Source organism: Roseburia sp. AF02-12, assembly GCF_003461765.1.
GTDB lineage: Bacteria > Bacillota > Clostridia > Lachnospirales > Lachnospiraceae > Roseburia_C > Roseburia_C amylophila.
In genome coordinates this window covers 1,274,390-1,299,321 of sequence record NZ_QTXS01000001.1, presented here as the reverse complement: position 1 = coordinate 1,299,321, position 24,932 = coordinate 1,274,390, and the positions used below count along the sequence as shown (strand labels likewise).

The window sequence follows — 24,932 nt, the reverse complement described above, 5'->3', positions numbered from 1 at the left end:
TGGTGAAAAATTTATTTGTCATCAATACTGTAGTTTGGTGCTTCTTTTGTAATGTGGATGTCATGTGGATGACTTTCTTTTAAGGAAGCAGCAGTAATCTTAACGAAACGGCCTCTTTCCTGTAATTCAGGAATAGTAGGACATCCGCAGTAACCCATACCGGAACGGATACCACCGATTAACTGGAATACGGTATCTTCAAGACTTCCCTTGTAAGCCACACGTCCTTCAACACCTTCCGGAACAAGCTTCTTAGCACCTTCCTGGAAGTAACGGTCTTTGCTTCCGTTTTCCATAGCTGCAAGAGAACCCATACCACGGTAAACTTTGTATTTTCTTCCCTGATATAATTCGAAGGTTCCAGGAGCTTCGTCACAACCTGCGAACATACTTCCCATCATACATACATTACCACCGGCAGCTAAAGCCTTGGTCATGTCTCCGGAGTACTTGATACCACCATCAGCAATGATTGGAATACCATATTCTTTTGCAACTGCAAAGGCATCCATGACAGCGGTAATCTGTGGAACACCAATACCTGCAACCACACGGGTAGTACAGATAGAACCAGGTCCGATACCAACTTTAACAGCATCAGCACCAGCTTCGATTAAGGCTTTGGTTGCTTCGCCGGTTGCTACATTACCAGCGATAACCTGAAGGTCAGGATAAGCAGCTTTGATTTTCTTAACTGCATTTAAGATATTTAAGGAATGTCCATGTGCGGAATCTACAACGATTACATCGACATGGGATTTTACCAGTGCATCGATACGGTCCATCATGTTAGCAGTAATACCAACAGCAGCGCCACAAAGCAGTCTGCCCTGGTCATCCTTTGCGGATAATGGATATTTAATCTGTTTTTCAATATCTTTGATAGTGATAAGACCTTTTAAGTGAAAATCTTTATCAACAATTGGAAGCTTTTCTTTTCTTGCCTTAGCGAGAATTTTTTTCGCTTCATCTAATGTGATTCCTTCCGGAGCAGTAATAAGACCTTCGGAAGTCATGCTTTCTTTAATTTTCTTTGTATAATCTGTTTCGAATTTTAAATCGCGATTGGTGATGATGCCGACTAATTTTCCGTTTTCTGTAATAGGAACTCCGGAAATGCGGAAGTTGTGCATTAAATCTTCTGCGTCAGCTAATGTATGATCTGGGGATAAGAAAAATGGGTCTGTGATAACTCCATTTTCGGAACGTTTTACCTTGTCCACTTCCTCCGCCTGAGCCTCGATAGACATGTTTTTGTGGATGATTCCGATACCACCCTGTCTTGCCATAGCTATTGCCATGCGATGTTCAGTTACTGTGTCCATTCCAGCACTCATCATTGGAATGTTCAATTTGATTTTCTTAGTCAGGTAAGTGGTAAGATCAATCATATTAGGAGTAACTTCCGAATATGCAGGAACCAGCAAAACATCATCAAATGTAATTCCTTCACCGATAATTTTACCCATTTTCTCGTTTCCTCTCTTTCTTATTAAAAAGTGTGTAATATAATAAAGCCTTTAATTTCTCAATTCTAGCAAAAAAATAATATACTGTCAATTGTTAAAACAACTATTCCATTTTATACAAAAATATGTTATTCTTTTAGACGGACAACGGGGTCAACCAAGGGTGAACGTTGTCCTTTTTTCAAACAGAGGGGGAAAAAGGATGGAATTTCGACCGTGCATAGACATCCATAATGGCAAGGTCAAGCAGATTGTGGGCGGAAGTCTTAAGGATGAAGGAAATCAGGCAAAAGAGAATTTTGTGGCGGAACAGGATGCCGCTTATTTTGCAGAATTTTATAAAAAAGATAAGATTTGTGGCGGACATATCATTCTGCTGAATCCGGCAGACAGTTCTTATTATAAAGAAACGAAACGTCAGGCACTGCTTGCACTTCACACCTATCCGGGCGGTATGCAGGTTGGCGGCGGCATTCATGCAGAGAATGCGAAAGAATTTATTGAGGCAGGAGCCAGTCATGTAATTGTGACATCCTATGTATTTAAGGATGGAAAAGTAAATTATAATAATCTGGAAAAAATTCTTGCAGCAGTAGGAAAAGAGCATCTGGTTCTGGATTTGAGCTGCCGGAAAAAAGATGGCGACTACTATATAGTGACAGACCGCTGGCAGAAATTTACCGAAGAGAAAATCACGCCGGAGTTATTAGATAAATTAAAGGAATATGCGGATGAATTTTTAGTACATGCAGTAGATGTAGAGGGAAAAGCATCCGGCATTGAAGTCCCACTGGTAGAAATATTGGGAGACTGGGGCAGAATTCCAATTACATATGCCGGAGGAGTCGGCAGTTTTGAAGATTTAAAGCAGTTAAAAGAACATGGAAAAGGCAGGCTTAATGTGACGATAGGCAGTGCATTAGACCTGTTTGGCGGCAGAATGGCATATAAAGAGGTTCTGCAGTATATAAATCAAGTATAAGGAAAAGGAGAGCGGCAGTATGAAGTATACAAAACAGGATATTATCCGTATGGCAGATGAAGAAGATGTGGAATTTATCCGGCTTCAGTTTACGGATATGTTTGGAACCTTAAAAAATGTGGCAATCACACGAAGTCAGTTAGAGAAGGCACTGAATAATCAGTGTATGTTTGACGGTTCATCCATAGAAGGCTTTGTCCGGATTGAGGAGTCCGATATGTATCTCTACCCGGATTTAGACACATTTACTATTTTCCCATGGAGACCACAGCAGGGAAAAGTTGCAAGAATTATCTGTGACGTTTATTGTGCAGACGGAACACCTTTCGAAGGCGACCCAAGATACGTATTGCGGAAAGAGATTACGCGTGCAGCAAAGATGGGCTATACCTTTGATGTAGGACCAGAGTGTGAATTTTTCTTATTCCATACCGATGACAATGGTCAGCCCACAACCATTTCCCATGAGAAAGCAGGATACTTTGACTTAGGACCGGTAGACTTAGGTGAAAATGCAAGACGTGATATGGTGCTGACCTTAGAGGATATGGGATTTGAAATCGAGGCATCCCATCATGAAGTAGCACCGGCACAGCATGAAATTGATTTCCGTTATGATGAAGCATTGGCAACAGCCGATAAGATTATGACTTTTAAACTGGCAGTTAAGACCATTGCAAAGCGTCATGGCTTATTTGCAAGCTTTATGCCAAAGCCAAAATATGGAATCAACGGTTCCGGCATGCATATTAATATGTCACTTTCCCGGAATGGAAAAAATATATTTGATGACCCATCCGGTGAACTTGGTTTGAGCAAAGAAGCATATTATTTCATTGGCGGAATAATGAAACATATGAAAGGTATGTCCGCTATCACCAACCCACTGATAAATTCTTATAAGAGACTGGTTCCGGGCTATGAAGCACCGATTTACATTGCATGGTCTGCAACGAACCGTAGTCCGCTGATTCGTATTCCGGCATCCAGAGGAGCAGGAACCAGGGTGGAATTAAGATGTCCGGATCCGGCAGCCAATCCATATCTGGCATTGGCAGTATGCCTTGCAGCAGGCTTAGATGGAATTGAAAATAAGATTATGCCGCCGGAAGAGGTAAGAGAAAATGTATTTGAAATGAGACTTTCCAGGAAAGTGGAAAAGGGTATTGAATCACTTCCGGGAGATTTAATGGAAGCAATCGAAGAGTTCGAACACGATGATTATATCAAAGGGGTTTTAGGACCACATATTACAGAGAAATATGCAGAAGCCAAGAAGGCTGAGTGGGCGGACTACAGAGCCCAGGTGACACAGTGGGAGATTGATGAGTATCTGTATAAGATTTAGTTGATGTAAGAAAATGCTACAGGAGATAAGAACTTGATTAATGTTATTGTTGCATTCCCTAAGATAGAAAACGCCAAAAGTATAAAAAATATACTTGTGCGCAGTGGATTTCATGTAGATGCAGCAGTCACAACAGGGGCTCAGGCATTGCAGTATGCGAATTCGTTAGATGGAGGTATATTGGTCTGCAGTCCAAGATTTGTGGACATGATGTATACTGAACTGCATGAATATATTCCTGCTACATTTCAGATGCTTCTCGTTGCTTCGCCGGATATCTGCAATGAGCACGAAGTTGCTGATATTATGTGCCTTTCCATGCCGCTTAAGGTGCACGAACTGATACAGACGGTAGAGACCATGTCTTATACTATTACCAGAATGCGTAAGAAACGGCGTATGGAACCGAAGGTACGGAGCGAAGAGGAAAAACGCATGTTACAGGATGCCAAAGAACTTCTGATGGTACGGAATAACATGAGTGAAGAAGAAGCACATCGGTATATCCAGAAACGGAGTATGGATAATGGAACCGGACTCATCGAGACGGCACAGATGATTTTGAGCCTTATGCATGCATAAGTATGAAAAATAGGTTAAATATAGTAGATTATTTAGAGAGAAGAAAAGGAGATATTATGTATCAGATTAATGAAAACTACCAGAAATTACCAGGAAGCTATTTATTCAGTACCATTGCCAAAAAGGTAAATGCATTTACCCAGGCAAATCCGGATAAGAACATCATCCGTCTTGGAATCGGGGATGTTACCCAGCCAATCGCTCCGGCAATTATTGAGGCTTTACATAAGGCAGTTGATGAGATGGCAGATCCTGCAACCTTCCATGGATATGCACCGGATTTGGGATATGATTTCCTGCGTAATGCTATTGTAAAAAATGATTATCAGGCAAGAGGATGTGCAATCGAAGCAGATGAAATTTTCGTATCCGATGGAGCAAAGAGTGATTCTGGAAATATTCAGGAATTATTCGGACCGGATGTAAGAATTGCTGTATGTGACCCGGTATACCCGGTATATGTGGATTCCAATGTTATGGCTGGAAGAACCGGTACATATAACCCGGATACCCAGATGTGGAGCAATGTAATTTATATGCCATGTACCAGAGAAAATAATTTCGTGCCGGAATTCCCGAAGGAGACACCGGATGTAATTTATCTGTGCCTGCCAAATAACCCGACAGGAACAACCATCACCAAAGCACAGTTACAGGAATGGGTAGATTATGCCAATAAAGAAGGCGCACTGATTATCTATGATGGTGCTTATGAAGCATACATTTCAGAAGTAGATGTGGCTCATACCATTTACGAATGTGAAGGAGCACAGACCTGTGCCATCGAGATTAAGAGCTTTTCAAAGAATGCAGGATTTACCGGAGTACGTCTTGGATATACTGTAGTACCAAAGGATTTGAAATGCAATGGCGTATCTTTACATGATATGTGGGCAAGACGTCACGGCACCAAATTCAACGGCGCACCTTATATCGTACAGCGTGCCGGTGAAGCAGTATATTCCGAAGCTGGAAAAGCACAGTTAAAAGAACAGGTTGCATATTACATGAAAAATGCAAGCGTAATTAAGAGCGGTCTGAAAGAAGCAGGCTTCGAAGTATTCGGTGGTGTAAATGCACCATATATCTGGTTAAAGACACCGGAGCAGATGACATCCTGGGATTTCTTTGATTACCTCTTAGAAAATGCCAATGTAGTAGGAACACCGGGATCCGGATTCGGACCAAGCGGAGAAGGATACTTCAGACTGACAGCATTCGGAACATATGAGAATTCAGTTGCAGCATTAGAGAGAATTAAGGCATTATAAGTCAGTGTCATAAGGATATACGAAAATATAGAAGGGACAGCGATTTTAATTGCTGTCCCTTTTTGACATCCGATATAACAGGCAATTGGGAAGAAAAATATATTTATTTAAAAAAGTTTGGATATCGAAGGGCATCTGGATGATATGCACTGGAATGCCAGCAGTTCTTAAATATCGGTTTTGCCTGATGGTAAACTGTCTTTCCGTTGCTTTGACGGGGGCACTGCACTGTCCGTCAACTACGGATGCAACATAAAATCTGCAAGGGGCACTAAGAATTTCGTTATAAATAGTATCCATTCCGGCAACCGGCGCAAATTCACATCCATGTTCAAATGCGCCTCGCTGGCACTTCCCTGTGCCAGCGTTGCCGGATAACAGACGAAATTCTAAGTGCCCCTAACAGACCTTATCATGCATCCGTAGTTGACGAACAATACAGTGCCTTTGTCAAACATTGGAAAGACTGTTTTAATAGTCAAAAGCAAAACCGATATTTTAGAATTACGGTATTTCAGTGCAAAATCCAGATGTTCTTCGATATCCAGACATGAAAAAAATTTTCTTATTTCTTTCCCAATTGCCTGTTAATACGACAGCACCACAATATTATGCAAATTATGCCACAACCGGCAATAACGGCGGTGCTTCGTCTTCGGATGATGCAGCAGCCCAGCCACATGAAAGTGCATCCAGCAGTTTTATTGTAAAGAATGCACTAAAATACATAGAATCCAATTATAATCAGAAGCTGACCTTGTGTGAAGTAGCAGAGAAAACCTATGTCAGCCAGTGGCATTTGAGTAAATTATTAAACCGTCATACCGGTCAGAGTTTTTCTGATATTTTAAATCATTGTCGAATTGAACATGCCAAGAAGCTGTTAGAGGATCCGTCCCTTCGCATCGGGGATATTTCTGATGCAGTAGGATTCCTGGATCTGGCACATTTTTCCCGTGTATTTAAGAAGCAGGAAGGAATGTCTGCCAATGAATGGCGGAACCAGAAGCTTGGCAGTTAGAATATGAAAAGCTTTGCGAAGAGAGTTGAAGAATCGAAAGAAGAGGATGAAACAGCAGGAAGGCTCACATGATTGAGAGCCTTCCTGTTGGAAAGTACACGCTCAGAGAGAAATCTGCACTATATGGATATAAGGCAGCAAGTGATGTAACCTTTGAAGTAAAGGAGACAGCAGAAATCCAGAAGGTATCCATCACTTGGAAATACGCTCACATCTTTTTTCTAGATATTTTGATTTATACCTTACAACAACTGCCATTCCGCCACAGGCAGCTGCCAGCAATACTATCCAAACCAATGGATTGCTGTCATCCCCTGTCTTTGGTGCGTTTGTAGCAGTCGTACTTTCCGTTGTAGCTGTAGCCGTGGCCGTGACCGTGACCGTGGCTGCTTCTGAGCTACTCTTTCCGCTTTCAGTAGTTGCCTCTGTGGTCGTACCGCCTGTTGCCCGTTTAATCTCAAAATCCGCACTGCATTCGCCGTCTGTATAAATGACTGTTATCTTATGGGTACCGACAGATAAGTCTTTTAAGTAACTGCTCTTTAATGTAATGATTGTGGAACCGGACTGTGCTGTGTAATTATCAGCCGAAACCAGAGTACCGTCAACCTTTACTCCTGTAAACTTGCTGATTTCTCCGTTTACACGGAATCTTAATGTACCGTTGCCGCCCTGCGACCATGAAACATTTTCTCCCTCCAGGAACTTATAGGTACTTTGTGCTACTGTCGGCTGCATGGTCTTAAGTTCCATAGCATATAAGGAATCACATCCCTCATCGACTGTTATTTTGGATGCATCAACTGTTTCCCCATTTAAGGTCATAGTCAGTCCCGTATCTACATCTGCAAAGAAGTTTCCATCGACCGCCTCCAGATTAATGCAGTACGTATAGTTTTTGCCTTCTTCAAAGGTGGTTATCTTTTGGTCGTCTGCCAGTTTTGCATTTTTTGTTGCATCCGAATACCAGAATTTTACCGGTACCACAGTGCCGTCGCTCTGTTTTTCCATTTCCGCCCAGTATTCATATACAATCTTGTACTTGGTGGCATTTTCACCACTTAAGGCTGCGGTTGCTTTTGGTGCATCTCCTGCATGGTAGGTAAGTGTCGCATTCGTAACGTCAATCGTCTTAATGTCCTCCGGCACTTGTCTGCTCGGTAACGTCATGCTCTTAATATTTGTAGCATAAACAGTCCAATAATCGCCTGATATTGGTTGGGTATTGGTGACCGGAAAGGATTCTCCGTTAATAATTACTGGCATCTTTTCTGTAAAGCTGTCAACTGTCATCATAGAAAGTATAATTCTTACAGAATAATAATAGGTCTTTCCTGCTTCAAAGGTTTTTAACAACTGACTTTCATCCTGCGGATTATCATATTTATTTGAAGAACACCACTTCACCTTATTCCCGTTTTCATCCAACTCACTCCATTGCTCAGAGTCGATAAGATATTTGCCTTCTTCTCCGGCAGCAACCTGTGCCGTAAATACCGGAGCATCTCCGTCATTAAACTGTAACGTTGCTCCGGTAATCTCCGCACGGTCAAACACCCGCGAGCCAACCTTATATTCCATATACATCACCTGACTCGTATCTCCAAGATTAAAGTCGCTGTTTTCATCAGGAAAATATTCTGTCGCATTACCGCCGAGCATATTGGGACTGGTAAGAATAGATGCTGTTGAACCGTTATAAAAAAATTTTCCTTTTCCTTGCTTCAGAGTTTTCGTACTACTTCGCAAGATCACAGAAAAATCCGTATGCTCACAACCCGGATTAAACCAAATTAATCCTGACGAATACAAGGCACATGCCTCCGGAAAATAAGTCCCTATGGAAGCACGATTGTTGTCCCCTGTAATGGTAAGCTTAGCTGCTGTATCAAACGGTGTAATACGAATCTGGTTTACATATACTCCATATCTGGCACCGGTAATGCTGCAGTCTCCGTTAATCCGTAGCTCCAAGAAGGTATTTGGACAGTAAATACCTGAATTAAAACAATCTTCCGATTCACCTCCACTATTGCTGTAAATCTTTACATTTCGCAGGTTCACAACGATTGCCGATGCAGGGTCATGTTTCGTCTCTGCATTTATCACCACGTTTGCCTCTGCCTCGGAACATGCCTTAATTTCGCCGGTCCCCTCATTATACTTCCAATACGATGCTTCATTTGTCTTAACCGTTAATTCATTTCCCCCGATATATATAGTCTGGGTCGTATCATCTGCAAATACGGTAGCCGGTACCATTGCAAATATCATACTAAATGCAAGCACAAAGCTTACAAGTCGTCCGATACTATGTTTTCTATGTATCGTTTTCATTTGAAACACCTCCTGTTTTTTGTCCTCATTTACATGAGACGAAATATAGTCATTATTTATTATAACATATAGTTTCCTGTATTTGCTATAATAAATAATGAAAGCACCTGGATCCTGTGTTAGGATTAATCTGGATTTTTGATTCAGTGGGGACCTCCAGGATGCGGAAGCGTTTTTTACTTTACAGGAAAGCAATTTCCTGTAAAGTAAAAAGAAAGGACATCCAATCGGATGTCCTTTCTTAAAAGTAGAGCGATAGACGGGGCTCGAACCCGCGGTCTCGACCTTGGCAAGGTCGCGCGTTACCAACTACGCCACTATCGCATTTGTGTTGAACACAAAATTTACTATACTATAAGAAAAAGGGTTTGTCAAGTGTAATATTAGAAAAGTTTTCACATAAAATACAATAAGCAAGAAAGCAGGAGGACTCCCTTGAGTGCAAAGACAAAGATTGTAGTGCTTCATATGAAGGAACTGATTTACACAGGAATTTTTGCGGTACTTGGAATATTACTGGTATTATTGTTGGTCTATATGTTTTCTCCGGATAAAGATGAGGAGAGCCGGGAGACCATGAAATATGTGGCAGGGGTATATACGTCTTCCATCATATTTAATGATAAAACCGTGGATGTGGAGGTTGTGGTGGATGAGAATAAAATCAATTCCATTTCGCTGGTAAATCTCGATGAAACTGTAACCGCAATGTATCCGTTGATGCAGCCGGCGCTGGATAATTTGAAAGAACAGATATATGAAAATCAGTCAACGGATAATCTCAGCTATTCCGATGATAACCAGTATACGTCCATGGTGCTGATTCACGCCATTGATGATGCCCTGGAAAAAGCAGCGGCTGCCCCGGAGACAGAGGCGGAGTAACAGTATAAAATGATACGACAGAAATAGCAAAAGGAAAACAAGAAAAAGGCTTGTCAGTGCCGGGACCAAAAAGCTATAATAATGGAATGGAGAATACAATACAATATGAACTGACACCAAAAAAAGTAAAGAATATTATCATCCGGGTAAAAGCCAATGGCGTAGTAGCAGTAACGATGCCCTATCGCATGAGCAAAAAGAAAGTGGATGCATTTGTGCAGAGCAAGGCGGAGTGGATCCGCATGATGCAAAAGAAGCTTGCAAATCAGCAGAGGATAGATGTGGATGCACTGGAGTGGAACCGGCAGAAAGAGCAGTATTTAAGAGATATACTGCTGCAGGAGTATGAACTGTTTCGGGCTTATCATATTTCTATGCCAACGGTCAGATTCCGCAGCATGACCAGCCGCTATGGGAGCTGCTGCAAGGCAAAGGCATCCATTACTTTGAATAAAGTACTGGCAGACCTTCCGTTAGAATGCGCAGAATATGTTGCTGCTCATGAACTGGCACACCTGGTAGAAGCAAATCACAGCAGACGATTTTATCAGGTGCTGGATACTGTGATGTCAGATCATAGAATACGAGAAAAGAGGTTGAGAGAATATGCGTTATTCCATGGAAAACGCGAGCATGAAGGTGGAAGTTGAGTCCCTTGGGGCAGAACTGAAATCTGTGCTTGGAAAGAAAAGTAACATTGAGTATATGTGGTGCAGCAATCCGGAGTATTACAAACGGAGTGCACCAAACCTGTTTCCGATTGTTGGAAGCTTAAAAGACGGAGTCTATCATTATCAGGGAAAGACTTATGAGATGGAATTAATCTATCATATGAGTGGCAACAGACTGGAAATCATATGGAACATTAAGAATACCGGCAAGGAAAAATGTGTATTTCCCGGAAGCTCCGTTATTTGGACTCTGGTCAGCAGAGAAGAAGAATGCACCATATGCAGCCATTGAACCTTGGTTTGGAAGATGCGATAAAGAGGATTTTAACGGAAGTTTGGAAGAAAGGGAATGGGGACATGCGTTAGCACAGGGTGCATGCTTTCAGGCAGCATACACCATAGAAATTGCAGGAGAAGATTAATTTTCATGCATTTTCTTATCTTCCGCTAAGAGTTCTTCATGAAGTGCAATGGAATCCCAGTTGATATTGTGCTCCGTGAGAACGGCTTTCAGACCGATTCTGGTAAGATGAAGCTTTTTAAATTCCATCAGGAAACGGTCTAAAAGAGCATTATCAAAGCCTTTGAATACCAGCATTTCGTCGGTGAAACCATCGCCGGTATAGACATCTTCTTTCAAAGGGAAGCCATCAATCCCTGCGAGGGCACCTAAAGTCTGGTTATATTGTTCTTTGGTGATAATACGGATTTTTATTTTTAACCGGAGGCAGAGCATTTTTAATGTTCTGCCTTTGCTGTTTTCTAAATTGTAAAATAATAAAACTGGATGCATAAGGGAAAACTCCTTTCTTAAAGAGGTAGAAAAAATCTGCCATTCAGCCATAAAGTATAAGGTTTCCGGGGGAAAATGGCAAGTATAAAAGATTGCATTTTTATATATTTTTTATTATAATGAAAAATCATAGTTAAAAGTGGGATAAAACGCAAAAAAGTTGGTGTGAATTATGGCAGATATTACAACAGAAGAATTAGAAGAATTAGAAAATGAAGTGGTGTCTAAGGATGACAACATAAAGACTATGCAGGAATTCGTCAGTCCGGAGAGCCTGTATCAGGAGCTGATTGCCAGCGTGAAGAAATATCACCCGTCGACGGATATTTCTTTGATTGAAAAGGCATATAAGACAGCGGATACGGCACATAAGGGACAGGTACGAAAATCCGGTGAAGCATATATCATTCATCCGTTGTGTGTGGCAATTATTTTAGCGGAACTGGAGCTGGATAAAGAGACTATCGTAGCCGGACTGCTTCATGATGTCGTAGAGGATACCGTCATGACAGTAGAGGAAATTGCTTCCGAGTTCTCAGAAGAGATTGCCCTTTTGGTGGATGGCGTTACGAAGCTGGGTCAGTTATCTTATGATGCGGATAAAGTCGAGGTTCAGGCAGAAAACTTAAGAAAAATGTTCCTTGCCATGGCAAAGGATATCCGTGTTATCTTAATCAAGCTGGCAGACCGGCTGCACAATATGCGTACGTTAAAATATATGACGCCGGAGAAGCAGAAGGAAAAAGCAAGAGAGACCATGGACATCTATGCGCCGATTGCACAGCGTCTTGGTATTTCTAAAATTAAAATCGAATTAGATGACCTTTCCTTAAAGTATCTGGAGCCGGAAGCATATTATGATCTGGTAGAAAAGGTTGCACTTCGTAAGAGTGTCCGTGATGATTATGTGCAGAGCCTTGTAAAAGAAGTGAGTAAACATATTGAAAATGCAGGAATCAAGGCACAGATTGACGGAAGAGCAAAGCATTTCTTTTCCATTTATAAGAAAATGGTCAATCAGCATAAGACCTTAGACCAGATTTATGATTTATTTGCCATAAGAATTATCGTGGATAATGTCAAGGACTGCTATGCAGCACTGGGTGTCATCCATGAGATGTATAAACCAATCCCGGGACGTTTTAAAGATTATATCGCTATGCCAAAGCCGAATATGTATCAGTCCCTCCACACCACACTGATTGGACCGACCGGACAGCCGTTTGAGATTCAGATTCGTACCTTTGAGATGCACCGTACCGCAGAATATGGTATCGCTGCCCACTGGAAATATAAGGAAGCTGCCAATAACGGCGGCACAGTGGCTACCACCAAATCAGAGGAAGAGAAGTTAAGCTGGCTGCGCCAGATTTTGGAATGGCAGAAAGACATGTCAGATAATAAAGAGTTCATGAGCCTGTTAAAGAGTGATTTGAACCTCTTTTCCGATACCGTATTCTGCTTTACTCCGTCCGGAGATGTAAAGAATCTGCCAACGGGTTCCACACCGGTAGACTTTGCGTACAGTATCCACTCGGCAGTTGGAAATAAGATGATTGGAGCCAAGGTAAATGGTAAATTAGTTCCAATTGATTACGAGATTCAGAACGGTGACCGTATTGAGATTATCACGTCCCAGAATTCCAAGGGACCGAGCCGTGACTGGTTAAATATTGTTAAGAGTACACAGGCAAAAAATAAGATTAACCAGTGGTTCCGGAGTGAGTTAAAAGAAGAAAATATCGTAAAGGGCAAGGAACTGATTGCCCAGTATTGTAAGGCAAAATCCATTAATCTTACGGATATTAACAAACCGGAATATCAGAGTAAGGTTATGCGGAAATATGGATTCCATGACTGGGATTCCGCATTGGCAACCTTAGGACACGGCGGACTGAAAGAAGGTCAGGTCGTGAATAAGATGCTGGAGGAGTACCGGAAAGACCACCCAATCCAGCTTACCGATGAGGATGTATTGAACAATGTGTCTTCCGAGAATAAGGATAAGGCAGTTCCACAGAAATCCAAGAGTGGTATCATTGTAAAAGGACTTTATGATGTGGCAGTGCATTTTTCCAAATGCTGCAGCCCGGTGCCGGGAGATGAAATTGTAGGATTTGTCACAAGAGGCCGTGGTGTATCTATTCATCGTACCGATTGCATTAATATCATGAACCTTTCCGAGCTGGAAAAAGTGCGTCTGATTGATGCAGAGTGGCAGCAGGGTGCAGAGCATGGTGACAATGGACTTTATCTTGCTGAGATTAAAATATTTGGTAATAACCGTACCGGACTTTTAGTAGATATTACCAGAATTTTCACCGAACGGGAAATTGATATCAGTTCCATTAATTCCAAGACCAGCAAACAGGGTGTTGCGACCATTTCTATTTCCTTTAATACCAAAGGAAAAGAGGAATTGAGCAGTTTAATAGAAAAAATCCGTCAGGTAGAGAGCGTGATTGATATTGAACGTACTACCGGCTGATAAAATATTAGCAGAATAAATTGCTGATTTATGAAGCATTCAAAGACAGTTATTATAGAAGAGGAAATTATGACAGAACAGACAGAAGTATTACGATATATTGTGGGACCAGTCTGCACCAACTGCTATCTTCTGGTAAATCATAAGACAGGAGAACTTCTTGTGGTAGACCCGGGAGACCAGGCACAGTTGATTGAAAAGCAGATTGAGAAAACCGGAGCAAAACCGGTGGCAATCCTTCTGACCCATGGACATTTTGACCATGCAGGAGCAGCAGAAGAGCTTGCAGATAAATACCAGATTTCCATTTATGCCCATGAGGCAGAGAGGGAGACCTTGGAAGACCCGGGACTTAACCTTTGCGGGATGATAGGAGAGCATAAGGTCTATCGTGCAGATGTTTTCGTAAAAGACGAAGAAGTATTAAATCTTGCAGGATTTTCCATCCGTGTATTTTTTACACCGGGGCATACCATTGGCGGATGCTGCTATTATATTGCAGATGAGAAGATCCTTTTCAGCGGAGATACGCTGTTTCAGGAATCTGTGGGAAGAACCGATTTCCCAAGAGGAAGTGCATCGGATTTAATCCGGGCAATCAGAGAAAAACTGATGCCGCTGCCGGATGATGTGACCGTGTATACCGGACATGACGAAAGCACTTTAATAGGCTATGAGCGGATGCATAATCCGTATTTATAAGGACGAACCATGATAACAGTATTATTAGATAAAGCAGAATTTGAATATGATATCCATTCGCTGGTAAAGGCATTTTATCCGAAGGAAGAGGTATATGTTTCCACGAAGGATAAGGAGAAAAAAGAAGAGCCGGTACATTATCACATGGATGTACAGTTTGCACCGGAAGAAATCATTTTTTCCTGGAAAAAGGTAGAGCCTTCAGAAGAAAATGAAAATCAGACCGGAATTACAAAATGTGTAGCAGTAGATTATACAAACCGCAAGGAGACCAAGAACAGCCTGAAACGGACGTTGTATCAGCTGCTGTCAGAATATACCGGAGTGGAACTTCCGTGGGGAAATCTTACCGGTATCCGCCCGACCAAGATTCCGATGGCACTTTTAGAAGAGGGTAAGAGCGAGGAAGAAATTGCCCGCTATATGAAGGAAACATATTTTGCCTCTGATGAAAAGATAAAACTCAGTATTGAAATTGCAGAGCGTGAGCTGGCACTTTTAAAGAAGCTAGATTATGAAGAGGGATACAGCCTTTATATCGGTATTCCATTCTGCCCGACGACCTGCCTTTACTGTTCCTTTACTTCTTATTCCATGTCAGCCTGGAAAAACCGCATGGATGACTACTTAAGTGCACTGGAAAAGGAACTGGATTATACAGCGGTCAAATTTGCACATAAGAAATTAAACAGCATTTATATCGGTGGTGGAACACCGACCACATTAAATCCGAAACAGTTAGACAGATTGATTCGAAAAATTAAATGTAGTTTTGATTTATCTGATTTAGTGGAATTTACAGTGGAAGCCGGAAGACCGGACAGTATTACAAAAGAGAAGCTTATGGTGCTTCGCAATCATGATATCAGCAGAATTTCCATTAATCCACAGACCATGAAACAGGAGACACTGGATCTGATTGGACGGCATCATACCGTGCAGCAGACAATAGACAGCTTTAATCTGGCAAGAGAACTTGGATTTGATAATATCAATATGGATTTAATCGTAGGACTTCCGGGAGAGAGTCTTTCAGATGTGGCAGATACCATGGAAGTAATCCGGAAGTTAGCACCGGATAATCTGACGGTTCACTCACTTGCCATCAAGCGTGCAGCAAGGCTGAATATACAAAGAGAGCGTTATCAGGATTTTGAAATTGTCAATACCGCAGACCATATCGCACTGACTTCGAAAGTGGCAGAAGAAATGGGCCTTTTCCCATATTATTTATACCGCCAGAAGAATATGGCAGGCAATTTTGAAAACGTAGGCTATGCAGCACCGGGAAAAGCCGGTGTATACAATGTTCTTATTATGGAAGAGAAACAGAGTATTGTAGCCTGTGGTGCTGGTGCATCCACGAAGCGTGTCTGGGTACAGCCAAATCCCGATGGCACACACCGGATTGAACGTGCCGAGAATGTCAAGGATGTGGCACAGTATATCACAAGAATTGATGAGATGATAGAGCGCAAGAGCAGGCTCTTTACGAAGGAATAAAAGCGGTTGACATATCAGAACACGAAAAATATAATAGTTCTGTATGAATACAAATATATAATAAGAAAAATAGATAAAATGCTTATCTCGGAAAATGGAGGAAATTTCATGGCATTGAGTAAGAAGCCGGTTACAGGCATGAAGGATATTTTACCGGAGGAGATGCAGATTCGTGATTATGTGCAGAATGTAATCAAAGAGACCTACCGGAGTTTTGGATTTACACCAATTGAAACTCCTTGTATGGAGAATATTGCAAACCTCACCAGCAAACAGGGTGGAGAAAATGAAAAACTCATTTTCAAAGTATTAAAACGTGGTGAAAAGCTGAACTTAGAGACAGCAGAAAAAGAAGAAGATGTAGTGGATTTTGGTATGCGTTACGACCTTACCGTTCCGCTGGTAAGATTCTATTCCAATAACAGTAACCAGCTCCCATCCCCGTTTAAGGCATTACAGATGGGAAATGTGTGGCGTGCTGACCGTCCTCAGAGAGGGCGTTATCGTCAGTTCATGCAGTGCGATATTGACATTTTAGGAGAGCCGTCCAATCTGGCAGAGATTGAGCTGATTCTTGCAACAACTACAACCCTCGGCAGGATTGGATTTAAGAATTTTGAAATCCGAATCAATGAACGCCGTATTTTAAAAGCAATGGCAGCTTACAGCGGATTTCCGGAAGAAAGCTACGACCTTGTATTTATCATCTTAGACAAGATGGACAAGATTGGGTTGGACGGAGTCGCAGAAGAACTGAAAAAGGAAGGCTTTGCAGAAGAAGCGGTCGATAAGTACTTATCCTTATTTGAAAAAGCAGAAGGTACCGAAAACGGACTGGTTACCTTATGTGATACATTAATTGAAGCAGGATTCTTAGAGGAAGAAGTAAAGCAGAACCTGACAGAGATTATCGACAGCATAGAAGCAACCAAAGCAGCAGACTTTAAAATGGTATTTGACCCGACTTTAGTGCGTGGCATGGGTTATTATACAGGAACTATTTTTGAAATAGCTATGCCGGAGTTCGGCGGAAGCTGTGGCGGAGGTGGTCGTTATGATAAGATGGTTGGAAGATTTACCGGCAACGATGTACCTGCTTGTGGATTTTCCATCGGTTTTGAAAGAATCATTCTTCTGCTCTTAGAGAGCGGATTTAAGATTCCGGGACAGGCAGCGAAGAAGGCATATCTCATCGAAAAGGGATATCCGGCTGATAAGCTGCAGGAGGTAATTGCACAGGCTCAGAAGGAACGTTCCGAAGGAACCCAGGTATTAGTGGTTCGTATGAATAAGAACAAGAAGTTCCAGAAGGAGAAGCTTACGGCAGAGGGTTATGAAGAATTTGTGGAGTTTTTTAACAGATAGTCTGTTTTTCTGCAAGAAGCAGAAAATGGAATGATTTTGATAAGATTTTTAGGAGGATAAGAAAATGTCAGAATCCATGCAGGGATTACACAGAACCCATAGATGTACAGAAGTATCCAATGCCAATATTGGAGAAAAAGTTACCGTCATGGGCTGGGTACAGAAAAGAAGAAATTTAGGAAGTCTTATATTCATAGATTTAAGAGACCGTTCCGGAATTCTGCAGCTTGTATTCGACGAGCCAAAGGTAGGAAGCGAAGGCTTTGCCAAAGCGGGAACACTGCGTAGCGAGTTTGTTATTGCAGTCGAAGGAACCGTGCAGAAGCGTTCTGCAGCAGTTAATGAGAATTTAAAGACCGGTGATATTGAGGTAATTGCTGAGAGTATCCGTATTCTTTCAGAATCACAGACACCGCCATTTCAGATTGAAGAGAACAGCCAGACGAAAGATGAGATTCGTTTAAAATATCGTTATCTTGATTTACGTAGACCGGATATCCAGCGTAACCTGATGCTGCGTAGCAAAGTGGCATATCTGATGCGTGATTTTATGGCAAAGGAGGGTTTCTTAGAAATCGAGACACCGGTTCTTTGTAAATCAACACCAGAAGGTGCAAGAGATTATCTGGTACCAAGCCGTGTGCACCCAGGCAGTTTTTATGCGCTGCCACAGTCACCGCAGCTTTTTAAACAGCTTCTGATGGCGTCCGGATATGACCGTTATTTCCAGATTGCAAAATGTTTCCGTGATGAGGATTTACGTGCAGACCGTCAGCCGGAATTTACCCAGGCAGATATGGAACTTTCATTTGTAGATATTGATGATGTATTAGATGTCAATGAGCGTCTGTTAAAATACATTTTCAAAGAAGCCATCGGTGTAGATGTAGAACTTCCACTTAAGAGAATGCCTTGGCAGGAAGCAATGGATCGTTTTGGTTCTGATAAGCCGGATACCCGTTTTGGAATGGAATTAAAGGATGTATCTGATATTGTAAAAGATTGCGGTTTTGGTGTATTTACCAGTGCGTTAGAGCAGGGTGGTTCTGTCCGTGGTATCAATGCAGAGGGACAGGGCACAATGCCAAGAAAGAAGATTGACAAGCTGGTAGAGTTTGCAAAAGGCTATGGAGCAAAAGGACTTGCTTATCTTTCTGTACAGGAAGATGGCAGCTATAAATCATCCTTTGCAAAATTCATGACAGAAGAGGAATTGAAGAATCTGGTAGCAGCAATGGACGGAAAGCCGGGAGACCTGCTTTTATTTGCAGCAGACAAGAATAAAATTGTATGGAATGTATTAGGTGCACTTCGTCTTGAAATTGCCAAAGAATTAGACCTCTTAGACCCGAACCAGTATAATTTCCTCTGGATTACAGAGTTCCCATTGTTGGAGTGGTCAGACGAAGAGAATCGTTATATGGCAATGCATCATCCGTTTACCATGCCAATGGAAGAGGACTGGGATAAGATTGATACAGATCCGGGTGCAGTACGTGCCAAAGCATATGACATCGTATTAAATGGTACCGAGTTAGGCGGTGGTTCTGTCCGTATCCACCAGAGTGATATTCAGGAGAAAATGTTTGAGGTTCTTGGCTTTACAAAAGAGAGAGCACATGAGCAGTTTGGATTCCTTCTGGATGCATTCTCCTATGGTGTACCACCACACGCAGGACTGGCTTATGGTCTTGACCGTCTGGTTATGCATATGGTACATGCAGATTCCATCCGTGATGTCATCGCATTCCCGAAAGTAAAGGATGCATCCGACCTTATGTCCAATGCCCCGGATATCGTAGATGAGAAGCAGTTAGAGGAACTGTGTATCAAAGTGGATGAGAAAGAAGTAGAAGAAAAAGAGGCAGAAGAAGCTGCAGAAAAATAAGGAAACAGATAAAGCATGTTTCTCACATAAATAAAAGAGTTATTTATCACAGAATTTTAAACCGTGGTACAATAACTCTTTTTTGATTTACGCGAGTAGCGAGAAAAAATCTGAGAGAAAAGAAAGAGCCAGGCTTGCCTGAGCGAATTTCTTTTCTCAGCAGATTTTGGCGAGCACCGCGATAACTCGAGAAACTCGCAAAGCGTGTTTCTCGTAGTTGTCAGATATTTTGCCAGACATCCGTAAGAAGCTGACTTTGACCGGTTTGTATCTGCCGGTGTTTTATCGATATTCACCCATATAGAACAATGCAATCGTTCCAGGACCGGAATGTGCACCGATGGTTGAACCGACATAATTGATTAAGAAGCTGTCGATGCCAAAACGTTCTTTTACAAGATTTGCAACAAACTGTGCATCTTCTAAAGCATCACCATGGCTGATAAATACGATATCATTCTGGTCACGGTAGGAGCCCATCTGCTTTTCCATATTGTCAACCAGGGTAATCAGGGATTTTTTACGTCCACGAACCTTGGAAACCATAATAAGATGACCTTCATCATCTACATGAAGCACCGGCTTTAAGTTAATCATGGTACCAAGAACCGCAGCGGTTTTAGAAACACGTCCGCCTCTGTGAAGGTGGAACAAATCATCTACCGTAAAGTTATGTACCAGATGTAGTTTATTTTCCTCCAGCCATTTTACGGTTTCTTCTAAAGTGGCACCATTTTCTTTCATCTGGACAGCTTTGTGAACCAGAAGTCCCTCGCCCATGGAAGCACAGAGAGAGTCTACGACAACGACTTTATGTGGGAAATTATCTTCTTCCATTTCACTTGCAGCAATTTTCGTACTGGAGTAGCTGCCGCTGAGTCCGCTGGAAAAGGCAATGTGAAGAATATCACAGTCATTTTCCGTGGCAATTTTTGTAAAGATTTCGCGGGCAGTTTCCGGGTTGACCTGAGAGGTGGTAGGCAGAGAGCCGGCACGCATCTTTGCATAGAATTCTTTGACATCCATTGGATGTTCCCAGTCATAGGTTTTGCCGTCTATAGTATAAGTGAGTGACAGCATGCCAAGATTATGTTCTGCTACATAATCTGCCGGCAAATCTGCGGTAGTGTCGGTGGTAATAATAAATTTATTCATGTGTCCTCCTGTAGTTCTTATATAAAATTGTGGCATAAAATCATACCTTTTTTATTATAGCATAATGAAAAATGAAAATGTAAAATTTTTATAAAAATGAAAAAATATATTTACAAAAAAAGAAAAAGCAGGTATGATTAGAGCCATCTTATTTATCTTTTTTTATCCGGGAGTTTCCTCCCAAATATTCCAAACAGTGAAACGAAATTCAGTATGGAAAGGGGTTTTCTTATTTGAAAGAAATTTTTGAACAGTATGGTGGGGTAATTATAACAGTAGTTGCGATTGCAGCATTAGCAGCACTTGTGACAGCAATTATGGGAAATGGAACCAGTGGCCCCGTTTATGATGCATTTAAGAACTTAATTGATAACTTTGGAAATAACATCGGAACACCATAGGAGGGGATGACTTGGACAGACAGGAACTGGGTATCCGGATGGAGCCGGATTATTTTGGCCCCCTTTGGCGTTATGTTCGGAATGATAAGATTACAGATATTGACTATAACGGAAACCAGTTGTGGATTACAGATGTAGAAAATGAACGCTATCTGATTCGAAGTCATGGCATTACAGAGAAGTTTGTAGAGCAGTTTTCCCATCGGATTGCCAATGAAGTGAGCAAGCCTTTTAACAAGAAAAATAATTTGTTGGAGGCGGAGACCAACACGCTGCGTATCAGTATTGTGCATGAATCTGTTGCCATATCCGGCAGGAGTATCTGTATCCGTAAGTCAATGCCAATGTTGCGTATGCAGGTAAAAAGGATGGTGGAGGATGAGTATGTAGCTGTTCCGGTACTGGAATTGCTGACCAATTGTGTGGCTGCAAAAATGAATTTTGTCTTTTGCGGAGAACCGGGGGCGGGAAAGACAGAATGTGCAAAATTTTTTTCGCAGTTTATTCCGGCAGGAGAGCGTGTCATTACGATAGAGGATAATCCAGAATGGCATTACAGTCAGATTAATCCCGGAAAAGATTGTGTGGAACTGCGAATTAATCCGGATTTTGATTATACCAAAGCCATTAAGACATGTCTCAGACAGAACCCATCCTGGATTATGTTATCGGAGGCACGTTCTACGGAAGTAAAGTCTTTACTGGAATGCTGGTCTACCGGAATCCGTGGATTTACCACGCTTCATACGGATGATGTGCGTAAAATTCCGGACCGTATTTTGAATATGATGGAGAGCCGTATGGATGCAGACCGCATGGAAAATGATGTATACAGCTATGTTGATGTTGGAATTCTGCTGCGGAAGAAAATGAGTGCAGAAGGAAAATTGTACCGTTATATAGATCAGGTCTGCTTCTTTGTAAGAGAAGAAGGAAGAAATGAAATACATATGCAGGTGGTGGATGGCAATCTTATGGTGAGAGAACTTCCAAAAGGGCTGATTGCGCGTATGAAGCGGCATGGAATTTCCGAGCCATTTGATAATCCGATGATACAACATCGTCTGGAAGGAGAAGAATATGAAAAAGAATGAGTGTTTCGTTGCCTATGGAGGCTGTTATGGATTATTGCTGCTGGCAGCATTTTTATTACAGCTTAAGTGGCAGGGATATATCTGCTGCAGTATTGTATTTGTTCTTGTTATGTGGCGTATGGATAAAGTGTTGAAGGAAGAAAAGAAGCAACAGACCCGTCTGCAGGAAGCAGAATTGTATATGGAGCAGATGCTGTATGCATTTTTGCAGAATCCGAAAATCTTATCTGCACTGGAGACAGTTTGTGCATTGTTTGAACCGGGAGCCATGCGAAAACAGATAGAAACTGCAATCTTTCATTTACGAAAAGAATATGACAGCAATATGAAAGAAGAGTTAGATGCGATTGAGCAGCAGTATGAAAATCGCATAATGAAAGAGATTCATGCGTATTTTCTGATGGTAGAACAGTATGGCGGAGCATACGAGACAACGGTGGAATTGCTTTTGGAGGATTTGCAGAAGTGGATGGAACGGGTCAGACTGCATCAGCAGGACTGTAAGAAATATCGAAGAAATGTATTCTTAGCGGTGGGTTTATCCATTCTGGTATGTGCAATAACGAATCATTTGCTGCCAAAAGATATTGAATTATCGCAACTTTTGGTTTGCCAGATTGCATCAATTCTTTTTCTGTCCCTGGATATGCTGATTTGCTTCCGGGCAATGAAGCGTACCTGTCGCAACTGGTTGAAGGAAAGGGAATCTTATGGAGAAGGGGATGAAAAGAAATATCGTTATGTGCAGTCCCATAAAGGAGTGCGCAGTAATTTCTACCGGAAGTATCTGAGAAAGAAAATGGAAACGGAATTTCCGCAGTGGTTAATGGACATTTCTTTATTGCTTCAGACTGAAAATGTGCAGGTGGCATTTTATCGTATCCGGCCGCAGACACCGGAGGTTCTAAGACCGGCAGTGGATGATATGCTGGAAGAACTTTCACAGAATCCGGAGAGTCTGGAACCATATCTTAATTTTTTAAAAGATTATGATTTACCGGATGTGCATTCTGCTATGCGGATGTTGTATGCATTATCCAACGGCGGATATGGAAACAGTGAAAAGCAGTTAAGTCAGATTTTAAAACGGAATCAGGAACTTTTAGATAAGGCAGAAAGAGAACAAAATCAGGATTCACTGGCTGGATTATATGCATTGTTTTTAGCCCCGGCATTGACTGGAGCAGGAAAAATGATGATTGATATGACGGCATTTCTGGTGGTATTTTTAGCAAGCGTACATAGATAGGGGATTAGATGGAACAGGTAATAAAAACATATCTTGGAATATTTCTGATGATGCTGCTGTCAACAGTTGGAATAGGTATTGTTGCAGCAGAAGCGCAGATTTGTCAGGCAAGAAATTTTAAATCGGATGTGGTAGTGGAACTGGAAAACAGCAATTATAACCGGGAAGTAATAAATGCCTGTATAAAGCAGGCTGATGAATTGGGCTATCAGCTGCAGGTTAATTTATATGAGGATTCCGGAGCTATAACTGTATGTGAAAATGGAAACGTGCCGCCCGTGGAAAAGGAGGTAACCATGGCGGAAGTGATATTGCATTACGCATACCGGATGGGACCATTTCACAGTAAAACGGAGCATAGTATCCGGGGATTTGGAAGGTAGATTTATGAGAAAAATTATGGAGGATTATGGACAGGCAATCATCTATGCAGTACTTGGAAGTGGTTGTATCGGAGTGTTGTGGTATTTGCTTGGTTATGTCCGGTAAGGGGATAAAAATGCATTTTTTTATGGAAGAATATGGTGGACTTGTGATAGCGGTTCTGGCAGTCATTGTTATGACAGGAATTTTATTTGGACTGTTTTCACAGGGAGGTTATCTTTATGAAATGATAAGCAGGGCACAGGGGGCATTGGGGTAAAACAAATGAAAACATTATGGAAAGAATATGGACAGACAGTAATTACTGTATTAGTGGCGGCAATGTTACTGATATTATGCTTATGGGGATTTCGCATAATTGGAAGTGGGATGGAACGTCCGGCAGCCGGTGCAGATGTTGGAAATAATATGGACGGAAAAATGTTAAAAGATATTCGTAGCCGTCAGGTTCCGGTGATTATTTATGAAGATCATCGCATCTTAACGATTGCAGATAAGATAGCGTTATCAGAACTGTTTCACGCAGTGGATGCAGATGGAAAGGAACTTAAGATTGAGATAACTGATATCAGAAATCAGGCAGGAAAAACAGTAGAAGATATTTATGAAAAGGCAGGAATCTATGAAATAGAGGTGCGGGCAGAAGATGCATATGAAAAGCGGACGGTTTCCCGTTTCCGGATTCCGGTAAATGGAGGCGGTATATGAAACATATGGTATTTGGGGTATTGTCCGGTGGCATTGTCATACTTTTTGTAGTGATGCTGCTGACCATGCAGCATAAGAATGTGCGAAAAGAAGAATTAGAACAGAGTCTTACCGAAGCAATGGAAACAACATTGCAGATGGTACAGGCGGATGCAGACAGAGATTATACTTCCGAAGATATGAGGACATTACTGATTCGAAATCTGGTTCCGCAGATGAATTCCGATTCAGAATTAACTGTTCGGATGATTGCAGCAGATGCAGAAAAAGGATTACTTTCTGTGGAAGTGGAAGAGTATTTTTCGTATCCGGGTGGGAAAATGGGCAGTATAAAGTGCTGCCGTACAATTCTTACAGATGACGATGGGAATGGAGAAGAAACGGAGAAAGGGGAAAAAGAAGTGGCAATGCAGACGGTAATCTTTTATCGCTCCAGGGAAGAAATGGAACAGGGAAAATCTTATTATAAGAAGCTGGAAATACAAAAGGGGGATTACTGTACCTCTCCGGCAGAACCGGTTTGTGATGATTTGAAAAAGAAGTTTTTAGAGTGGCGGGACAGCAAGGATTATCTCGCGGATTTTACACAGTGTGTAGAAGAAAATCAGACATATTATGCAGTATTTGAATAGGGGG

24 protein-coding genes, 1 tRNA gene and 1 pseudogene are annotated in these 24,932 nt (G+C 41.7%); 21 read left to right on the top strand and 5 right to left on the bottom strand.

Going from position 1 to position 24,932, the window contains the following annotated elements; all coding sequences use genetic code 11:
* Positions 1 to 11: 11 nt before the first annotated feature.
* Positions 12 to 1,469: an IMP dehydrogenase gene (gene guaB, locus DV740_RS06365; protein ID WP_117947682.1), complete on the bottom strand. Its 1,458-nt coding sequence runs from the start codon at positions 1,467 to 1,469 to the stop codon at positions 12 to 14.
* Between the two features lie 202 nt (positions 1,470 to 1,671).
* Here guaB and hisA point away from each other — a divergent pair, with 202 nt between their 5' ends.
* The 6 genes and pseudogenes from hisA to DV740_RS15340 all read left to right on the top strand — a co-directional run.
* On the top strand, positions 1,672 to 2,451 hold the full coding sequence (hisA, locus tag DV740_RS06360; protein ID WP_118087681.1) for a phosphoribosylformimino-5-aminoimidazole carboxamide ribotide isomerase: 780 nt from the start codon (positions 1,672 to 1,674) through the stop codon (positions 2,449 to 2,451).
* A gap of 19 nt (positions 2,452 to 2,470) precedes the next feature.
* Positions 2,471 to 3,799 (top strand): type I glutamate--ammonia ligase, encoded by a 1,329-nt coding sequence (gene glnA / locus DV740_RS06355; RefSeq protein ID WP_117841814.1) that lies wholly within the window; start codon positions 2,471 to 2,473, stop codon positions 3,797 to 3,799.
* A 33-nt stretch (positions 3,800 to 3,832) separates the two neighbouring features.
* The gene (locus DV740_RS06350; RefSeq protein ID WP_117698948.1) at positions 3,833 to 4,381 is read left to right on the top strand and encodes an ANTAR domain-containing response regulator; all 549 of its coding nucleotides are present in this window, start codon (positions 3,833 to 3,835) and stop codon (positions 4,379 to 4,381) included.
* 56 nt (positions 4,382 to 4,437) lie between these two features.
* Complete coding sequence (locus tag DV740_RS06345; protein WP_118087680.1) at positions 4,438 to 5,652, top strand: LL-diaminopimelate aminotransferase; 1,215 nt, start codon at positions 4,438 to 4,440, stop codon at positions 5,650 to 5,652.
* Positions 5,653 to 6,202: 550 nt separating this feature from the next.
* The gene (locus DV740_RS06340; RefSeq protein WP_330415594.1) at positions 6,203 to 6,673 is read left to right on the top strand and encodes a helix-turn-helix transcriptional regulator; all 471 of its coding nucleotides are present in this window, start codon (positions 6,203 to 6,205) and stop codon (positions 6,671 to 6,673) included.
* Between the two features lie 68 nt (positions 6,674 to 6,741).
* A pseudogene (locus DV740_RS15340) lies at positions 6,742 to 6,810 on the top strand (hypothetical protein); the annotation flags it as partial.
* A 55-nt stretch (positions 6,811 to 6,865) separates the two neighbouring features.
* Here DV740_RS15340 and DV740_RS06335 read toward each other — a convergent pair.
* Together DV740_RS06335 and DV740_RS06330 are read right to left on the bottom strand one after the other, a co-directional pair.
* Positions 6,866 to 9,010: a hypothetical protein gene (locus DV740_RS06335; RefSeq protein ID WP_118087679.1), complete on the bottom strand. Its 2,145-nt coding sequence runs from the start codon at positions 9,008 to 9,010 to the stop codon at positions 6,866 to 6,868.
* A 251-nt stretch (positions 9,011 to 9,261) separates the two neighbouring features.
* A tRNA-Gly gene (locus DV740_RS06330) sits at positions 9,262 to 9,334 on the bottom strand.
* Between the two features lie 111 nt (positions 9,335 to 9,445).
* Between DV740_RS06330 and DV740_RS06325 the strand changes: the two genes are divergently transcribed.
* From DV740_RS06325 to DV740_RS06315, 3 genes are read left to right on the top strand one after another with little or no spacing between them, the layout of a single operon-like run.
* Positions 9,446 to 9,895 (top strand): hypothetical protein, encoded by a 450-nt coding sequence (locus DV740_RS06325; RefSeq protein ID WP_022244363.1) that lies wholly within the window; start codon positions 9,446 to 9,448, stop codon positions 9,893 to 9,895.
* A gap of 56 nt (positions 9,896 to 9,951) precedes the next feature.
* Positions 9,952 to 10,545 carry a M48 family metallopeptidase gene (locus DV740_RS06320; RefSeq protein ID WP_118087678.1) on the top strand — a complete coding sequence of 198 codons (594 nt, stop codon included), beginning with the start codon at positions 9,952 to 9,954 and terminating at the stop codon, positions 10,543 to 10,545.
* On the top strand, positions 10,529 to 10,858 hold the full coding sequence (locus DV740_RS06315; RefSeq protein WP_242994230.1) for a hypothetical protein: 330 nt from the start codon (positions 10,529 to 10,531) through the stop codon (positions 10,856 to 10,858). Before DV740_RS06320 ends, DV740_RS06315 begins: the two co-directional genes overlap by 17 nt.
* Positions 10,859 to 10,984: 126 nt before the next feature.
* Here DV740_RS06315 and DV740_RS06310 read toward each other — a convergent pair whose 3' ends face one another.
* Positions 10,985 to 11,359: a DUF3783 domain-containing protein gene (locus DV740_RS06310; protein ID WP_158561531.1), complete on the bottom strand. Its 375-nt coding sequence runs from the start codon at positions 11,357 to 11,359 to the stop codon at positions 10,985 to 10,987.
* A 172-nt stretch (positions 11,360 to 11,531) separates the two neighbouring features.
* On the opposite strand from DV740_RS06310, the gene DV740_RS06305 reads away from it, so the two are divergent.
* The 5 genes from DV740_RS06305 to aspS all read left to right on the top strand — a co-directional run bounded on the left by DV740_RS06305 (position 11,532) and on the right by aspS (position 19,305).
* Positions 11,532 to 13,847, top strand: coding sequence for a RelA/SpoT family protein (locus tag DV740_RS06305; protein ID WP_117699158.1), 2,316 nt, complete (start codon positions 11,532 to 11,534; stop codon positions 13,845 to 13,847).
* A gap of 69 nt (positions 13,848 to 13,916) precedes the next feature.
* Entirely contained in the window at positions 13,917 to 14,549 is a 633-nt protein-coding gene (locus DV740_RS06300; RefSeq protein ID WP_118087965.1) for an MBL fold metallo-hydrolase, read from the top strand.
* Between the two features lie 9 nt (positions 14,550 to 14,558).
* Positions 14,559 to 16,052 (top strand): coproporphyrinogen dehydrogenase HemZ, encoded by a 1,494-nt coding sequence (hemZ, locus tag DV740_RS06295; protein WP_118087676.1) that lies wholly within the window; start codon positions 14,559 to 14,561, stop codon positions 16,050 to 16,052.
* A 108-nt stretch (positions 16,053 to 16,160) separates the two neighbouring features.
* The gene (hisS, locus tag DV740_RS06290; RefSeq protein WP_118087675.1) at positions 16,161 to 17,417 is read left to right on the top strand and encodes a histidine--tRNA ligase; all 1,257 of its coding nucleotides are present in this window, start codon (positions 16,161 to 16,163) and stop codon (positions 17,415 to 17,417) included.
* 64 nt (positions 17,418 to 17,481) lie between these two features.
* Positions 17,482 to 19,305: an aspartate--tRNA ligase gene (aspS, locus tag DV740_RS06285; protein ID WP_118087674.1), complete on the top strand. Its 1,824-nt coding sequence runs from the start codon at positions 17,482 to 17,484 to the stop codon at positions 19,303 to 19,305.
* Positions 19,306 to 19,587: 282 nt separating this feature from the next.
* Here the strand turns inward: aspS and DV740_RS06280 are convergent, their stop codons facing one another.
* Complete coding sequence (locus tag DV740_RS06280; protein ID WP_022244372.1) at positions 19,588 to 20,460, bottom strand: DegV family protein; 873 nt, start codon at positions 20,458 to 20,460, stop codon at positions 19,588 to 19,590.
* Between the two features lie 233 nt (positions 20,461 to 20,693).
* Between DV740_RS06280 and DV740_RS14945 the strand changes: the two genes are divergently transcribed.
* The 7 genes from DV740_RS14945 (at position 20,694) to DV740_RS06255 (ending at position 24,928) form a co-directional block, all read left to right on the top strand.
* The gene (locus DV740_RS14945) at positions 20,694 to 20,861 is read left to right on the top strand and encodes a hypothetical protein (RefSeq protein WP_022244373.1); all 168 of its coding nucleotides are present in this window, start codon (positions 20,694 to 20,696) and stop codon (positions 20,859 to 20,861) included.
* An 11-nt stretch (positions 20,862 to 20,872) separates the two neighbouring features.
* A complete protein-coding gene (locus tag DV740_RS06275) occupies positions 20,873 to 21,955 on the top strand; it encodes an ATPase, T2SS/T4P/T4SS family (RefSeq protein ID WP_330408398.1) in 1,083 nt (360 codons plus the stop codon).
* The gene (locus DV740_RS06270) at positions 21,942 to 23,204 is read left to right on the top strand and encodes a hypothetical protein (RefSeq protein WP_118087673.1); all 1,263 of its coding nucleotides are present in this window, start codon (positions 21,942 to 21,944) and stop codon (positions 23,202 to 23,204) included. Before DV740_RS06275 ends, DV740_RS06270 begins: the two co-directional genes overlap by 14 nt.
* Before the next feature lie 8 nt (positions 23,205 to 23,212).
* Positions 23,213 to 23,587: a hypothetical protein gene (locus DV740_RS06265; protein WP_117698834.1), complete on the top strand. Its 375-nt coding sequence runs from the start codon at positions 23,213 to 23,215 to the stop codon at positions 23,585 to 23,587.
* Positions 23,588 to 23,703: 116 nt separating this feature from the next.
* Positions 23,704 to 23,847: a hypothetical protein gene (locus DV740_RS14770; RefSeq protein WP_156454680.1), complete on the top strand. Its 144-nt coding sequence runs from the start codon at positions 23,704 to 23,706 to the stop codon at positions 23,845 to 23,847.
* A 5-nt stretch (positions 23,848 to 23,852) separates the two neighbouring features.
* Entirely contained in the window at positions 23,853 to 24,296 is a 444-nt protein-coding gene (locus tag DV740_RS06260; protein ID WP_118087672.1) for a hypothetical protein, read from the top strand.
* A complete protein-coding gene (locus tag DV740_RS06255) occupies positions 24,293 to 24,928 on the top strand; it encodes a hypothetical protein (protein WP_118087671.1) in 636 nt (211 codons plus the stop codon). Before DV740_RS06260 ends, DV740_RS06255 begins: the two co-directional genes overlap by 4 nt.
* Positions 24,929 to 24,932: the final 4 nt, after the last annotated feature.

What these genes read in the sequence shown, in the direction of transcription:
- hemZ (WP_118087676.1), top strand. Translation starts at nt 14,559, where the DNA reads ATGATAACAGTATTATTAGATAAAGCAGAATTTGAATATGATATCCAT.
- DV740_RS06310 (WP_158561531.1), bottom strand. Translation starts at nt 11,359, where the DNA reads ATGCATCCAGTTTTATTATTTTACAATTTAGAAAACAGCAAAGGCAGA.
- DV740_RS06260 (WP_118087672.1), top strand. Translation starts at nt 23,853, where the DNA reads ATGAAAACATTATGGAAAGAATATGGACAGACAGTAATTACTGTATTA.
- guaB (WP_117947682.1), bottom strand. Translation starts at nt 1,469, where the DNA reads ATGGGTAAAATTATCGGTGAAGGAATTACATTTGATGATGTTTTGCTG.
- DV740_RS06270 (WP_118087673.1), top strand. Translation starts at nt 21,942, where the DNA reads ATGAAAAAGAATGAGTGTTTCGTTGCCTATGGAGGCTGTTATGGATTA.
- DV740_RS06280 (WP_022244372.1), bottom strand. Translation starts at nt 20,460, where the DNA reads ATGAATAAATTTATTATTACCACCGACACTACCGCAGATTTGCCGGCA.
- hisA (WP_118087681.1), top strand. Translation starts at nt 1,672, where the DNA reads ATGGAATTTCGACCGTGCATAGACATCCATAATGGCAAGGTCAAGCAG.
- aspS (WP_118087674.1), top strand. Translation starts at nt 17,482, where the DNA reads ATGTCAGAATCCATGCAGGGATTACACAGAACCCATAGATGTACAGAA.
- DV740_RS06255 (WP_118087671.1), top strand. Translation starts at nt 24,293, where the DNA reads ATGAAACATATGGTATTTGGGGTATTGTCCGGTGGCATTGTCATACTT.
- DV740_RS06315 (WP_242994230.1), top strand. Translation starts at nt 10,529, where the DNA reads ATGAAGGTGGAAGTTGAGTCCCTTGGGGCAGAACTGAAATCTGTGCTT.
- DV740_RS14770 (WP_156454680.1), top strand. Translation starts at nt 23,704, where the DNA reads ATGCATTTTTTTATGGAAGAATATGGTGGACTTGTGATAGCGGTTCTG.
- hisS (WP_118087675.1), top strand. Translation starts at nt 16,161, where the DNA reads ATGGCATTGAGTAAGAAGCCGGTTACAGGCATGAAGGATATTTTACCG.
- DV740_RS06265 (WP_117698834.1), top strand. Translation starts at nt 23,213, where the DNA reads ATGGAACAGGTAATAAAAACATATCTTGGAATATTTCTGATGATGCTG.
- DV740_RS06335 (WP_118087679.1), bottom strand. Translation starts at nt 9,010, where the DNA reads ATGAAAACGATACATAGAAAACATAGTATCGGACGACTTGTAAGCTTT.
- glnA (WP_117841814.1), top strand. Translation starts at nt 2,471, where the DNA reads ATGAAGTATACAAAACAGGATATTATCCGTATGGCAGATGAAGAAGAT.
- DV740_RS06305 (WP_117699158.1), top strand. Translation starts at nt 11,532, where the DNA reads ATGGCAGATATTACAACAGAAGAATTAGAAGAATTAGAAAATGAAGTG.
- DV740_RS06300 (WP_118087965.1), top strand. Translation starts at nt 13,917, where the DNA reads ATGACAGAACAGACAGAAGTATTACGATATATTGTGGGACCAGTCTGC.
- DV740_RS06345 (WP_118087680.1), top strand. Translation starts at nt 4,438, where the DNA reads ATGTATCAGATTAATGAAAACTACCAGAAATTACCAGGAAGCTATTTA.
- DV740_RS06340 (WP_330415594.1), top strand. Translation starts at nt 6,203, where the DNA reads ATGAAAAAAATTTTCTTATTTCTTTCCCAATTGCCTGTTAATACGACA.